Source organism: Sphingomonas tabacisoli, from assembly GCF_042678385.1.
GTDB classification, from domain to species: domain Bacteria; phylum Pseudomonadota; class Alphaproteobacteria; order Sphingomonadales; family Sphingomonadaceae; genus Sphingomonas_B; species Sphingomonas_B tabacisoli.
This window is the reverse complement of record NZ_JBHUDY010000001.1, coordinates 2,044,592-2,058,008: the sequence shown is the minus strand read 5'-3', so window position 1 is coordinate 2,058,008 and position 13,417 is coordinate 2,044,592. Positions and strand designations below refer to the sequence as shown.

Annotated in this window: 13 protein-coding genes; 5 read left to right on the top strand and 8 right to left on the bottom strand. The window is 67.2% G+C overall.

Annotated features, from left to right (window positions below):
* Window positions 1-115: 115 nt before the first annotated feature.
* On the bottom strand, window positions 116-1,405 hold the full coding sequence (locus tag ACFSCW_RS10470; RefSeq protein WP_380888981.1) for a pyruvate dehydrogenase complex dihydrolipoamide acetyltransferase: 1,290 nt from the start codon (window positions 1,403-1,405) through the stop codon (window positions 116-118).
* A 129-nt stretch (window positions 1,406-1,534) separates the two neighbouring features.
* Between ACFSCW_RS10470 and ACFSCW_RS10465 the strand changes: the two genes are divergently transcribed.
* Window positions 1,535-1,990, top strand: a complete 456-nt coding sequence (locus ACFSCW_RS10465) for a universal stress protein (RefSeq protein WP_380888979.1) — start codon at window positions 1,535-1,537, stop codon at window positions 1,988-1,990.
* Here the strand turns inward: ACFSCW_RS10465 and ACFSCW_RS10460 are convergent.
* From ACFSCW_RS10460 to ACFSCW_RS10440, 5 genes are all read right to left on the bottom strand, one after another.
* Window positions 1,987-2,472, bottom strand: coding sequence for a GAF domain-containing protein (locus ACFSCW_RS10460; protein ID WP_380888977.1), 486 nt, complete (start codon window positions 2,470-2,472; stop codon window positions 1,987-1,989). The genes ACFSCW_RS10465 and ACFSCW_RS10460 overlap by 4 nt on opposite strands.
* Before the next feature lie 99 nt (window positions 2,473-2,571).
* On the bottom strand, window positions 2,572-2,985 hold the full coding sequence (arfB, locus tag ACFSCW_RS10455) for an alternative ribosome rescue aminoacyl-tRNA hydrolase ArfB (RefSeq protein ID WP_380888975.1): 414 nt from the start codon (window positions 2,983-2,985) through the stop codon (window positions 2,572-2,574).
* Window positions 2,978-3,616, bottom strand: coding sequence for an RluA family pseudouridine synthase (locus tag ACFSCW_RS10450; RefSeq protein WP_380888974.1), 639 nt, complete (start codon window positions 3,614-3,616; stop codon window positions 2,978-2,980). Before ACFSCW_RS10450 ends, arfB begins: the two co-directional genes overlap by 8 nt.
* Window positions 3,617-3,842: 226 nt before the next feature.
* Window positions 3,843-4,421, bottom strand: a complete 579-nt coding sequence (wrbA, locus tag ACFSCW_RS10445; protein WP_380888972.1) for an NAD(P)H:quinone oxidoreductase — start codon at window positions 4,419-4,421, stop codon at window positions 3,843-3,845.
* Window positions 4,422-4,432: 11 nt separating this feature from the next.
* Entirely contained in the window at window positions 4,433-5,137 is a 705-nt protein-coding gene (locus tag ACFSCW_RS10440) for a pirin family protein (RefSeq protein ID WP_380888971.1), read from the bottom strand.
* 90 nt (window positions 5,138-5,227) lie between these two features.
* Here ACFSCW_RS10440 and ACFSCW_RS10435 point away from each other — a divergent pair, with 90 nt between their 5' ends.
* Both ACFSCW_RS10435 and ACFSCW_RS10430 read left to right on the top strand, forming a co-directional pair.
* On the top strand, window positions 5,228-6,118 hold the full coding sequence (locus tag ACFSCW_RS10435) for a LysR family transcriptional regulator (RefSeq protein WP_380888969.1): 891 nt from the start codon (window positions 5,228-5,230) through the stop codon (window positions 6,116-6,118).
* A 3-nt stretch (window positions 6,119-6,121) separates the two neighbouring features.
* Window positions 6,122-6,775: an NUDIX hydrolase gene (locus ACFSCW_RS10430; RefSeq protein ID WP_380888968.1), complete on the top strand. Its 654-nt coding sequence runs from the start codon at window positions 6,122-6,124 to the stop codon at window positions 6,773-6,775.
* Between the two features lie 190 nt (window positions 6,776-6,965).
* On the opposite strand, the gene putA is transcribed toward ACFSCW_RS10430, so the two are convergent.
* Window positions 6,966-10,103, bottom strand: coding sequence for a bifunctional proline dehydrogenase/L-glutamate gamma-semialdehyde dehydrogenase PutA (gene putA, locus ACFSCW_RS10425; protein WP_380888966.1), 3,138 nt, complete (start codon window positions 10,101-10,103; stop codon window positions 6,966-6,968).
* A gap of 353 nt (window positions 10,104-10,456) precedes the next feature.
* On the opposite strand from putA, the gene ACFSCW_RS10420 reads away from it, so the two are divergent.
* Together ACFSCW_RS10420 and ACFSCW_RS10415 are read left to right on the top strand one after the other, a co-directional pair.
* Entirely contained in the window at window positions 10,457-10,915 is a 459-nt protein-coding gene (locus ACFSCW_RS10420; protein WP_380888965.1) for a MaoC family dehydratase, read from the top strand.
* A gap of 123 nt (window positions 10,916-11,038) precedes the next feature.
* Window positions 11,039-12,217: an acetyl-CoA C-acyltransferase gene (locus tag ACFSCW_RS10415; protein WP_380888963.1), complete on the top strand. Its 1,179-nt coding sequence runs from the start codon at window positions 11,039-11,041 to the stop codon at window positions 12,215-12,217.
* Between the two features lie 4 nt (window positions 12,218-12,221).
* Here ACFSCW_RS10415 and ACFSCW_RS10410 read toward each other — a convergent pair whose 3' ends face one another.
* On the bottom strand, window positions 12,222-13,286 hold the full coding sequence (locus ACFSCW_RS10410; protein ID WP_380888961.1) for a class I SAM-dependent methyltransferase: 1,065 nt from the start codon (window positions 13,284-13,286) through the stop codon (window positions 12,222-12,224).
* Window positions 13,287-13,417: the final 131 nt, after the last annotated feature.

The window sequence follows — 13,417 nt, the reverse complement described above, 5'->3', positions numbered from 1 at the left end:
TGCGAGGAGTTCGGCGTAGGCGGGAAGCGGTAGTGAGTTCACAGCATGCCCTCACCCTCCCACTCGGCTTCGCCGAGCGGGCCCCTCCCTCTCCCCGTCAGGGAGAGGGGCTTCATCAGGCCACCATCCCCAGCGGCGCTTCGACCAGCTCCTTGAACACCTTCATCAGCCGCGCGCCGTCGGCGCCGTCGATCGCGCGGTGGTCGAAGCTGCCGGTGGCGCTCATCACCGTTGCGATCTGGAGGGCGTCGTCGACCACATAGGGGCGCTTCTCGCCGGCGCCGATCGCCATGATCATGCCCTGGGGCGGGTTGATGACGGCTTCGAACTGCTTGATGCCGAACATGCCCATGTTCGAAAGGCTGGCGGTGCCGCCCTGATATTCGTGAGGCTGCAGCTTGCCTTCCTTCGCGCGGCCGGCGAGCTCGCCCATTTCCGTCGAGATTGCGGCGACTCCCTTGGTGTCGGCGGCGGCGACGATCGGCGTGATCAGCCCGCCCGGGATCGACACCGCGACCGAGATGTCGGCGCGGCTGTATTTGATCAGATTGTCCGGCGTGAAGCTGACGTTGCACTCCGGCACTTGGCGTAGCGAAACCGCGAGCGCCTTGATCAGCAGATCGTTGACCGAAAGCTTCACGCCCCGGGCGGCGAGGGCGCCGTTCAGATCGGCGCGGAGCTTCAGCAATGCGTCGAGGCGGATATCGACCGTCAGATAGATGTGCGGGATCGTCGACTTGGCCTCGGTCAGGCGGCGCGCGATCGTCTTGCGCATATTCGAGAGCTTGATCGCCTCGTGCGGAATCTCGGTCGCGAACGGCTGCGCAGGCGCGGCGGGAGCCGGGGCAGCCGCTGGCGTCGGTGCGGGAGCAGCCGCCGTCGGCGCTGCAGCGGGGGCGGGACGGCCGGCGTCGACGTCAGCCTTCACGATCCGGCCATTCGGGCCCGAGCCCTGAAGCGAGCCCAGGTCGATGCCCTTCGCTTCGGCGAGGCGGCGCGCCAGCGGCGATGCCTTGACGCGGTCGCCACCAGTCTTCGCAGCGGGTGCAGCCGCGGGAGCGGGCGTGGAGGCAGGAGCCGCGACGGGAGCGGCTTCGGCCTTCGGAGCTGGTGCCGGAGTGGGCGCCGGAGTCGGCGCAGAAGCCGCAGCGCTGGCGTCCTCGCCTTCGCCGGCGATCAGCGCGATCACCGCGCCGACCTTTACGCCGTCCGTACCTTCGGGAACCACGATCTTCGCGATCGTGCCTTCGTCGACCGCCTCGAATTCCATCGTCGCCTTGTCGGTCTCGATCTCGGCGAGAATGTCGCCCGATTTGACCGTGTCGCCTTCCTTCACCAGCCATTTGGCGAGCGTGCCTTCCTCCATGGTCGGCGAGAGGGCCGGCATCTTGAGCTCGATCGGCATGGGGGCTCCCTGTTCACTGGCTTAGGTGTTGCGGCTCCCTTCGACCAAGGGCCGGAGCCGGTCAAGATATTGCGCTCCGCATCGCGATACGCCACGTGTTTCACCCGAACAGGGGCAAGGCTTGCATCCATGCGCACCTATCTGGCGGTTATCGACGAGACCGAGGAAGCGGAAATCGCGCTGCGTTTCGCTGCCCGCCGCGCGGCCAAGACCGGCGGTACCGTGCTGGTGCTGGCGCTGATCGAGCCCGCCGAGTTCGTCGCCTGGGGTGGCGTGCAGGCGACGATGGAAGATGAAGCCCGTCAGCGCGCCGAAGCGCTGGTTGCAAGCGTTTCTGGCACTTTGTTCGAACAGGCCGGCGTTCGTCCGTCGATCCTCGTGCGTCAGGGGGAGCCCGTGCAGGTCGTCCGCGAAGTGCTCGGCGAGAATGAGAATATCGCAGCGCTCGTGCTTGGCGCGGCTCCCGCCGGCGCGCCGGGCCCGCTTGTGACCCATTTCGCGGGCAGCGACGCCGGCGCGCTACCGTGCCCGGTGATGATCGTGCCGGGCAGCCTGACGCCCGAAGCGGTGGACCGACTGAGCTAGCCGGCGATCCGGGGCGCGAGCAGCTTCACGAGCATTTCGCAGCCGGCCGCGTCGCCGGCATCGAAGCGCCCGAGATGTGGGCTGTCGAGATCGAGAACGCCAATCAACCGGCCCTGACTCTCGATCGGCACGACCAACTCCGAAGCCGATGCGGAGTCGCATGCGATATGCCCGGGGAAGGCGTTGACGTCGGCGACAAGCTGGGTCTCGCGCGTGGAGGCCGCCGTGCCGCACACGCCCTTGCCGATCGCGATACGAATGCAGGCCGTCTTGCCCTGGAAAGGGCCGAGCACCAGTTCGTCGCCGATCAGCCGGTAGAAGCCGGCCCAATTGAGGTCGGGCAGATATTCGAACAGCAGAGCCGCTGCGTTCGCCATGTTGGCGATCGGGTCCGGCTCGTCGACGGTCAGCGCATCAAGCGCGGAGAGCAGGTCGTTGTAGAGCTCGGCCTTGGAGCCGGTGGCGATGTCGAAGTGGTACATGAAACCTCATCGTCATGCCGGACTTGTTCCGGCATCCCGCTTTCTTTGGACCGAGATGAAGGCAGCGGGACCCCGGATCAAGTCCGGGGTGACGAGGATTCAATCCAGCCGCACTTTGCCGCGGCCGGCCTTTACCGCTCCCCGCACTTTCTTCGTGTCGACGCGCTGGGCCTTGGCAGCCTTGCTCGGCTTGGTCTTCTTGCGTTTGGCGGGAGCCAGGTGAGCTTTCCCGACCAGTTCGGCCAGCCGCTCCCGCGCTTCGGCGCGGTTCGCGTCCTGGGTGCGATGGGCGCGAGCGGTGACGACGATTTCGCCTTCCTTGGTCCAGCGGCTGCCGGCGAGCGTCTTCAGCCGCGCATAGACGTCGGGATGCAGCCGGAGCGCAAACACGTCGAGGCGCATCTGCACGGCGGAGGCGACCTTGTTGACGTTCTGACCACCTGGGCCCGTGGCAGCGAGGAAGCGCTCCTCAAGCGCATCTTCCGGCAGGGGCGCCCATTCGAGTTTAGCCATGCGCGAAGGCTCCGAACCGCTCAGGAAAGGGCGCTTCGACATCGATCGCGGGTTTGTTGTGCCGGGGCAGGAGGATGCGGCTTGCGTGGAGCAGCATCATGGGACCAGCGCGGCCATAGGTGGGATCGCCGACGATCGGCAGGCCGAGGCCGCTCGCCGCATGGACGCGAAGCTGGTGGGTGCGACCTGTTTGCGGCTCGAACTGGACCAGCGCGCGACCGTCCTTTACGTCGAGGACGGTCCAGTGGGTGACCGCCGGCTTGCCCTTTTTGGCGGGGATGATGCGCCAGCCCTGGGCTGCAGTGCTGACCTTCGACAAGGCGAGCTCGATCACCCCGTCGCTCGCCTCAGGGACGCCTTCGAGCACGGCGAGGTAAGTCTTTTTCACTTCGCCGTTCGCGAACGCTGCGGAGAAGCGACGGTGCGCCCCATGATTGCGCGCGAGGAGCAGGCAGCCGGAGGTGTCCCGGTCGAGCCGGTGCACGATGCCGGGCGGTCGGGCAAAGCCGAAGCGCAACTCGTCGACCATGTCGGCGAGCGCTTTCGTCCCGTCCTTTGGCCTGTCGACCGGCAAGCCTGCGGGCTTGTCGATAACCAGCGCCTCGGCGTCGATGAAAAGGGTGTTAACCACGTCACAGCGCGTAGCGCCGATCTCGGCCATTGAACAAGCATCGCGATCCGGATCGTCCGAATCGCGGCAACCGGGGACGGGTAATGATCTGGACGGCCGATTATGCAAAGCGCAGGCACCTCGCAGCGCTGCGGCGTGCCAAGCCCCCGCTGCTGGTCTGGTGCATGCGCCGGTACGGTGCGCTTGGCGCACAGTACCGGGACGCACTTACTCAGACCGACCCCGCCTAGCCGAACAGCTTCTTCGCGGTCTCCGCGACCCGGCGGCCGAGATAGCGGGCGCCCCCAAGATCGGCATCGCTCGGCTGGCGCTCGCCACGACCACCCGCGATCGTCGTCGCGCCATAGGGCGCACCGCCCACAACAGTGTCATGCCCCATCTGCGCGGCATAGCCGTAGTCCAGACCCACCACCGTCATGCCGAAGTGCAGCAGGTTGGTGATGATCGAGAACAAAGTCGTTTCCTGGCCGCCGTGCTGGGTTGCCGACGAAGTGAAGGCGGCGCCGACCTTTCCGTTCAGCGCGCCGGTGGCCCATAAGCCGCCGGCCTGATCGAGGAATGCAGCCATCGGTGCGCTCATCCGACCGAAGCGGGTGCCGGTGCCGATCACGATCGCATCATAGTGCGCGAGCTCGTCGATCAGCGCCTGCGGGGCTTCGGGCCGCGCGACCTGCGTTCCGACCAGATCGGGCACGCGGCGGATGTCGACCTCGGCGCCCGCTTCGCGTGCGCCTTCCGCAACCGCGTCGGCCATATGGGCGATGTGGCCGTAGGTGGAGTAATAGAGCACCAGAACTTTCGTCATTTCATGTCTCCTTATTCGGAATCGACCATTACGATTTCGGCGTCCTCTTGGGCCGTGATGCGGACGGTGTTGCCGCCGGTCAGCGCCGCGCCGTCGCGGGCTTTCAGCGCCGTGCCGTCGATCTCGATCGCGCCGGTCGCGGGCACCAGATAGGCGTGGCGGCCTTCGCCCAGATCATAGTCGAGGCTTTCGCCCGCCTTCAGCGTCGCACCGAGCACCCGGGCGTCGGCGCGGATGGGGAGCGCGCCTTCCGCCAGGTCTTCGTCGAAGCCGCTGGCGAGGGTGACGAACCGGCCCGAGCGATCACCCTTCGGGAAAGGCTTGGCGCCCCAGCTTGGGGAACCGCCCGACCGCTTCGGCTCGATCCAGATCTGGAACAAGGTCGTGGTCTCGGGCTCGAGATTATACTCGGCATGGCGGACGCCGGTGCCGGCGCTCATGACCTGAACGTCGCCGGCCTCAGTGCGGCCGGTGTTGCCCATCGAATCCTGGTGCGTGATCGCGCCGGAGCGGACATAGGTGATGATCTCCATGTCGCGGTGCGGGTGGGGCGGGAAGCCGCTGTTGGCGGCGATCTCGTCGTCGTTCCAGACCCGGAGGGCGCCCCAGCTCATGCGATTGGGGTCGTAGTAATTGGCGAAGGAGAAATGATGCCGGGCATTGAGCCAACCGTGCTCAGCATGACCCAGCGTTTCGAAGGGGCGTTTTTCGACCATGTTGCGAACCTCGTGGAAGTAAGATGAGGTTGAGATAGCGCGTCGGATCAGATAAGAAATAGAAACGTAGGAAACTCATCGTTTCGAGATATGCGACTTCCTGACTTCGAAGCCTGGGCGATTTTCGCGAGCGTGGTCGAGCATCGCTCGTTCAGCGCGGCCGCGCGTGCGCTCGGCCTGAGCAAGGCGACCGTGTCGAAAGCAGTCACAAGGCTGGAAGCGCATCTGGGGGCGACACTGTTCCACAGAACCTCGCGCACCCTGTCGCTGACCGAGACCGGCCGGGCGCTTGCGCCGCGCGCGCAGCGGATTTTGGCAGAAGCGGTCTCCGCCGAGGAAGAAGCGAGCGACGCCGCGACCGCGCCAAAAGGATTAGTCCGGCTGGCCGCGCCGATGACGTTCGGACTGCAACAAGTCGCGCCGGCGATCGCCGATTTCCTGGCGCAGTATCCCGACATCACGATCGACTTGTGTCTCGACGACCGCAAGGTGGACATCGTCGAGCAAGGCATCGACGTCGCGCTGCGCATTGCCCAGCTTCCCGACAGCTCGCTTCGCGCGCGGCGGCTGATGCCGATCCGCTCCCACGTCGTCGCCAGCCGCGCCTATTTCGAAGCGCATGGCCGGCCGGCGCACCCGGCCGAGCTCGGCGAGCATCGCTGCATCTGGTACGCGAACAGCGAGGTCTGGCGGTTCAACGGGCCGGGCGGCGAGCAAGTGTCCGTGAAACCCGAAGGGCCGCTGCGGGCAAGCAGCGGCGAAGCGATGCTGCCGGCCCTGCGTGCGGGGCTGGGGGTCACTGTGCTTCCCGACTTCATCGTGGGACCCGACCTGGCCGAGGGCACGCTGGAGGAAGTGCTGACCGACTGGACCGCGCCGCCGATCGCGCTGCATCTGGTCACGCCGCCTAATCCGTTGCGGCCGGCGCGCGTGGAGGCGCTGGTCCACTTTCTTGTCGGGCGCTTCTCCTCCAAAGCGTAAGCCATGATCGAAGCGATTCCTGCCGCCACCCTGATACTGTTTCGCGAGCACGGCGACGGGCCGCCGGAGCTGCTGATCACGCAGCGGGCGGCGGGCATGGCCTTCGCCGGTGGCGCGCTGGTGTTTCCGGGCGGCCGGATCGATCCCGAGGATCGAGTCCGGGCAGCGGAGCATCCAGAGCTGGACTTGGAGGAGGCGGCCGCTCGCATTGCCGCGCTGCGCGAGACGGTGGAGGAGGTCGGCTTCGATTTCGGGCTTGGCATTCACGATCTCACGCCGTTCGCGCGTTGGCTGCCCAAGCACCGTCAGGCGCGCAACTTCGACACGCGTTTCTACATCGCACCGGTGGCGGCCGACGCGCCGGATCCGCGCGCGGACGGCGGCGAGACGGTGCGGGCCTTCTGGTGCAGCGCGCGCGAGGTGCTGGCCATGTGCGATCGCGGCGAGGCGGAGATCATCTTCCCGACGCGCCGCAATCTGGAGCGGCTGGCGCAATTCAACAGCTTTGCCGAAGCCCTGGAGCACGCAATTGCCCATCCGGTGGTGACGATCACGCCGTTCGCGGAGGAGCGGGAGGACGGGCCGTGGCTGTGTATTCCGGAAGGGCTGGGGTATCCGGTGACGGCGGAGAAGTGGACGAGCGTGATGCGTGGATAGTACCCCTCCCGCTTGCGCGAGGGGTTAGGGGTGGGCGTGTTTTGTCCCGCTCCTTGGGTCCCGACATTCCCTCCCCCGGCCCAGTGCTGCAGCCCGATCAGGCCGGATCGTCTCCCAGACGATCCTGAAACATGCCGGGGGCATGTTTCACCTGATCTGGCTACAGCACTCGCAAGCGGGAGGGGAGAGGTTAGAAGCCGATATCGTCCAGGCTCAGCAGCGTCGCGTTGCCGCCTGAGCTGGTGGTGTCGGTGCTGGTCACGCGTTCGGCGCAGAACCGCGGGAGGTAGTGCGGGCCGCCGGCCTTGGGGCCGGTGCCGCTGAAGCCTTCGCCGCCGAAGGGCTGGCTGCCCACGATCGCGCCGATCATCGAGCGGTTGACGTAGAGATTGCCGACGCGGGCGAGCGCCTCGACCGTCTCGGCCGAGCGGGCGATGCGGCTGTGCAGGCCCATCGTCAGGCCGAAGCCCTTGGCGTTCACGCGGGCGATCGTTTCCTCGAGCTCGCCGGCTTTCCAGGTCGCGACGTGGAGGAGCGGGCCGAACCATTCGGTGGAGAGGTCGTCCATCGAGCGAAGGCGGATGGCGGTTGGGGGGACGAAGAACATGTTCCCCTCCCGCTTGCGGGAGGGGTTAGGGGTGGGAAGAGCGTTTGAATCCGCACCGGGTTGAGGCGATTTCCCACCCCCGGCCCCTCCCGCAAGCGGGAGGGGCGAGACGGTGTGGATCCAGCTGTTCCGCATCTTCTCGCGATGGGCCATCAGCTTGTCGTAGGCCGCCTGGTCGATGACCGGGCCGACGTCGGTCGCGGGATCGGCGGGGTCGCCGACGATCAGCGTGTCCATCGCGCCGGCGAGCATTTCGAGCATACCCTCGGCGACGTCCTCCTGCAGCAGCAGCAGGCGGAGCGCCGAGCAGCGCTGGCCGGCCGAGCGGAAGGAGGACGTGACGACGTCCTGCACGACCTGTTCGGGGAGGGCCGTGGAATCGACGATCATCGCGTTCACCCCGCCAGTCTCCGCGATCAGCGGCACCAGCGGGCGGCTTTCGTCGTCGAGCAGGCTGCGGGCGATCTTACGCGCGGTGGGCGTCGATCCGGTGAAGGCGACGCCGGCGATGCGCGGATCGGCGACGATCGCGGCGCCGACGTCGGGCCCGCCTTCCGCCAGGATCAGCACATCGCGCGGCACGCCCGCTTCATGCGCCAGCTCGACGGCGCGGGCGGCGATGCGCGGCGTCTGCGGCGCGGGCTTGGCGATGACCGCATTGCCGGCGACCAGCGCGGCGACGGTCTGGCCCAGGAAGATCGCGAGCGGGAAGTTCCAGGGCGCGATCGTCGCCCAGACGCCGCGGCCTTCGTGGCGCAGCACGTTGCGCTCGCCGGTCGGTCCGGGAAGTTCGATCGGCACCAGGTGGGCGCGCGCCTGGTCGGCGTAATAGCGGCAGAAATCGACGGCCTCGCGGACTTCGGCGAGGGCGTCGGGGATGGTCTTCCGCGCTTCGTGGACGCAGATCGCCATCAGCTCGGTGCGGTGGGTTTCGAGCAGGTCGGAGAGGCGGTCGAGGCAGTCGGCGCGTTCGTGGACCGGGCGGGCGGTCCAGGCGGGATAGGCGGATTGGGCCGCGCCGATCAAATCCCCCTCCCGCTTGCGGGAGGGGTTAGGGGTGGGAAGAGCGTTTGAACCCGCGCCGGGATCAGGCGTCTTCCCACCCCCGGCCCCTCCCGCAAGCGGGAGGGGAGAAGTGGCGATGGCACTCGCAACCCCGGCCAGCGTGTCCTTGTCCTGCAGGTCCACGCCTTCGCTGTTCTTCCGCTCCGGCGCGAACAGGTCGCGGGGGAGGGGGATGCTCGGGTGGCGTTCGCCGCCGACTTTGGCGATCTTCTCGACCGGGTCGGCGAGGAGTTCGTCGTCGGTCAGGCGTTCGTCGGCGAGCTGGTGGACGAAGCTGGAATTGGCGCCGTTCTCAAGCAGGCGGCGGACGAGATAGGCGAGCAGGTCGCGGTGGCCGCCGACCGGGGCGTAGATGCGGCAGCGATAGCCTTCCTCGCGGACCAGCCGCTCGTAGAGTCCTTCGCCCATGCCGTGCAGGCGCTGGAATTCGAAATCGCGGCTCTGGCCCGCCCATTCGACGATCGTCGCGACGGTGAGCGCGTTATGGCTGGCGAAGGCGGGGGCGATGCCTTTCGCCGCCAGCATGTCCTTCGCGCAGGCGAGATAGGAGACGTCGGTCGCGGCCTTGCGGGTGAACAGCGGATAGTCGCTGAGCCCGGCTTCCTGGGTGCGCTTGATCTCGCTGTCCCAATAGGCGCCCTTGACCAAGCGGACGTTCATGCGGCGGCCGGTCTCCTGGCCGAGCGCGTCGGCCCAGCCGATGACGGCTTGGGCGCGCTTGCCATAGCCCTGGACGGCCATGCCATAGCCGTCCCAGCCCTTCAGCCGCGGCAGGCAGGCGACGGCTGAAATGATGTCCAGGCTCATTTCCAGCCGTTCCGACTCCTCGGCATCGACGGTGAGCGCGATGCCCTTGTCGGCGGCGCGGATCGCGAGCGTTTCCAGCATCTCGGTGAGTGCAGGCACGCATCGGTCCCATTGCGAAACCTCGTAGCGGGGATGGAGCGCTGAGAGCTTCACCGAGATCGAATGGCCGGCGGCGGGATCGCGGCCGACCGCGTCGATCGCGCCCATATAGGCGTCGAAATAGCGCTGACCGTCGGGGAAGGTCCGCGCCGCTTCGCCGAGCATGTCGAAGCTGGCGGTGAAGCCCCGGTTCTCGGGCTTTTTCATGCGGGCCATCGCTTCGTCGATGGTGCGGCCCATCACGAAGACCTCGCCCATCATCTTCATTGCGGCGCCGACGGCCTGGCGGACGAACGGCTCGCCTGCGCGCGCGATCAGGCGGCGGAGCACGCCGCCCTGGGCGCCTTCGCTGACGAGCGCCTTGCCGATGACGAGGCCCCAGGTCGCGGTGTTGACCAGCTTGGACGAGCTCTGGCCCTTGTGCGCAGCCCAGTCGGCGTCCCCGAATTTATCGGCGATGAGCTGGTCGGCGGTCTCCGGGTCCGGCACGCGCAGGAACGCTTCGGCGAGCGAGAGCAGCGCGACGCCTTCCGACGAGTTCAGACGGTATTGCTGGAGGAACTGGTTGACCCAGCCCGACGACTGGGCGGCGCGGAGGTCGGCGAGCAGGCCGAGCGCGGTCTGGACGACGCGCTCGCGCTCCCCGGGGGCGAGTCGCGCATGGGCGAGAAGGGGCTTCAGCACGTCCGGTTCGGGCGCGCGGTGGAGACGCTTCAGTTCGCTTGCGAAGGATGACGTTGCGGAATCCATGGGTCTCGGCCTTGCCCTTGCCGGGCGCTTGATTTCGTAGGAATGGGCGCGCTGTAGGGTCCAGACCTACAACCGGCAATGGCCATGACGGAGCGGATTTTGGCGCGAGGCTAGGAGCGAGGACAGGCAGGTAGCTGAAGCTACCTGCCCGACGAGCGACACCGCATCGCGCCAAAATCCGCCCGCCGCTTCGCGGTCGCCCGGAGAGACGCGCTGGCTACGTCGCTTGTTTGCGCGTAGCTCAGGCTACGCGTCTGCACGGCGCTTCTTGCCAGCGCGCCTCTCCGGGCGATCCTGGCCGTTGCCGGTTGCAGGTCTGGACCCTGACGACAGAAACGAGGGTGAGGAAAGGCATGGGGACGGTTACCATCGAGGAGTATGCCGCGCTCGTCGGCCAGGACCTCGGCACATCCGAATGGGTGACCGTCAGCCAGGACATGATCAACAAATTCGCGGACGCCACCGGCGACCATCAGTTCATCCATGTCGACGAGGAAAAGGCGAAGCTGACGCCGTTCGGCGGCACCATCGCGCACGGGTTCCTCACGCTTTCGCTGCTGCCGATGCTGAACCAGCTGACCGACATGCCGCGGGTCGGCGGGATCAAGATGGGCGTGAACTATGGCAGCGACCGACTCCGCTTTCTCGCGCCGGTGCGCGCGGGCAAGCGCGTGCGCGGCCATTTCAAGCTGCTCGCGTTCGAGGAAAAGCGCCCCGGGCAGTGCCAGCAGACCACCGAAGTCACCGTCGAGATCGAGGGCGAGGACAAGCCCGCATTGATCGCCGAGTGGATCGGCCAGTTTTTTGTTTGAGGGCTAAGCCCCTCCCCTTCAGGGGAGGGGTTGGGGTGGGGCCGGTGATCGGCTCCGCACCAACCAGACAGCCCCACCCCCGTCCCCTCCCCTGAAGGGGAGGGGCTCAAGAAGGAGCCTCTCATGCGCGACGCCGTCATCGTTTCCACCGCCCGCACCCCGATCGGCCGTGCCTATCGCGGGGCGTTCAACAACCTGCCGAGCCCGACGCTGGCGGCGCATTCGATCCGCGCCGCGGTCGAGCGCGCGAAGATCGATCCGGCCGAGGTGCAGGACGTCGTGTTCGGCGCGGCGCTGCAGCAGGGGCATCAGGCGGGCAACATCGCGCGGACCTCGCTGCTGCGCGCGGGGCTGCCGGTGACGGTGGCGGGCATGTCGGTCGACCGGCAGTGCGCGTCGGGCCTGATGGCGATCGCGACGGCGGCGAAGGAGATCATCGTCGACAATATGGACGTGGCCGTCGGCGGTGGTGTCGAGAGCATCAGCCTGGTCCAGACGCCGCAGATGCGCGTGGCGCCCGATCCCGAGCTGCTGGCGATGCACAAGGACATCTACATGCCGATGCTGCAGACCGCCGAAGTGGTCGCCAAGCGCTATGGCATCAGCCGCGACGCGCAGGACGAATATGCGCTGCAGTCGCAGCAGCGCACCGCCGCCGCGCAGGCTGCCGGCAAGTTCGACGACGAGATCGTGCCGGTCACGGCGTCCATGGCTGTGGTCAACAAGGAGACGAAGGAAGTCTCCTACAAGGACGTGACGCTCAGCAAGGACGAAGGCAACCGGGCCGACACGACGATCGAAGGGCTGAAGGCCCTGCAGCCGGTGCTGGGGCCGGACCTGAACATCACTGCGGGGAACGCCTCGCAGCTTTCGGACGGATCGTCGGCGAGCGTGCTGATGGAAGCGAAGGTGGCCGAGAAGAAGGGTTTGAACCCGCTCGGCCGTTATGTCGGTATGGCGGTTGCGGGCACGGAACCCGACGAAATGGGCATCGGGCCGGTCTTCGCGATCCCGAAGCTGCTCGAGCGCTTCAACCTCAAAATGGACGATATCGGGCTGTGGGAGCTGAACGAGGCGTTCGCGGTGCAGGTGCTGTATTGCCGGGACAAGCTCGGCATTCCCAACGAGCTGCTGAACGTGAACGGCGGCGCGATCTCGATCGGCCATCCCTATGGCATGTCGGGCGCGCGCATGACCGGCCACGCGCTGATCGAAGGCAAGCGCCGCGGCGCGAAGTACGTCGTCGTGACGATGTGCATCGGCGGCGGCCAGGGCGCCGCCGGGCTGTTCGAGGTCTTCTGACCCCCTACAGCCGTGCCTCCAGCACCATGTTGAACGGGCCTTCGGTCGCGCGGCGGACGTGGCCGAAGCCGGCCGCAGTGATCAGCTCGGCGAGCTTCTTCTCGCCCGCCTGCGCGCCCAATGCCGCGCCGACTTCCTGCGCCTGCGAGGTCGGCACGCAGATCATCGTCGAGGCGTTGTAGAAGAGGCGGCTGACCGGGCTGCCGATATTTTCGGCAGGGGCGTTGCCGGCGATCGGCTCGACCAGCATCCAGGCGCCGTCGGGCTTCAGCAGCGTCTTCATGTGCTGGGCGCAGCCCTTGGGATCGCCCATGTCATGCAGGCAATCGAACATGGTGATGAGATCATAGTCGCCGCCGGCGATTTCCTTGGCGGGCGCGGTCTCGAACTTGACGCGGTCGGCGAGGCCGTGCGCGGCGGCATGGGCGTTGGCCTGCTCGATCGAAGGCACGTGGAAGTCGTAGCCGGTGAAGCGGCTGTTCGGATAGGCCTGAGCCATCAGCAAGGTCGAGAAGCCGACGCCGCAGCCGACGTCCGCGACGTTCGCGCCGGATTGGAGGCGGTCCACCATGCCGTCCAATGCGGGCAGCCAGGACTGCACGATGCCGTTCACATAGCCGGGGCGGAAGAAAGCGCCGACCGCGCAGAACAGGCAGCCGGAGCTGTCGCCCCAGGCGACGCCTTTGCCGGTGCGGAACGCCTGCTCGACCTTCGGCTCGCCGGCGATCATCTCGGCCGCGCAATCGAATGCGCCGGGCATATAGACGGGGCTATCGGGGACCGCGAAGACCATCGCCTGTTCGGGGCTGAGGCTGAAGCGGTCACTGTCCGGATCGTAATTGACGTAACCGTTCGCCGCCTGGGCCAGCGCCCATTCGCGCACGTTGCGCTCGGCCAGGCCCTTGCGCCCGGCGAGCTCGGCGGCGGTGGATGGGCCGTCGGCATGGAGCGAGTCGAACAGGCCGAGCCGGTGGCCGATCCTGACCGTCGGCACGCTGAACGCGCCGCCCAGATCGCCCAGCATTTTCATCACCAATTCGTGAAGCTTGTCGCCGTCAACGTCCGCCATGATCCGCTCCCGCGCGAGGGGTTGAGCCGATGATGTTCTTGGCGACCTTTGACCACATCTGACGCGGATCGAACGCGCTTTGCAAGCCCGGCGCAAAGCGGTTAGCCAAGCCCATCCTGTTCCCGGAGCGT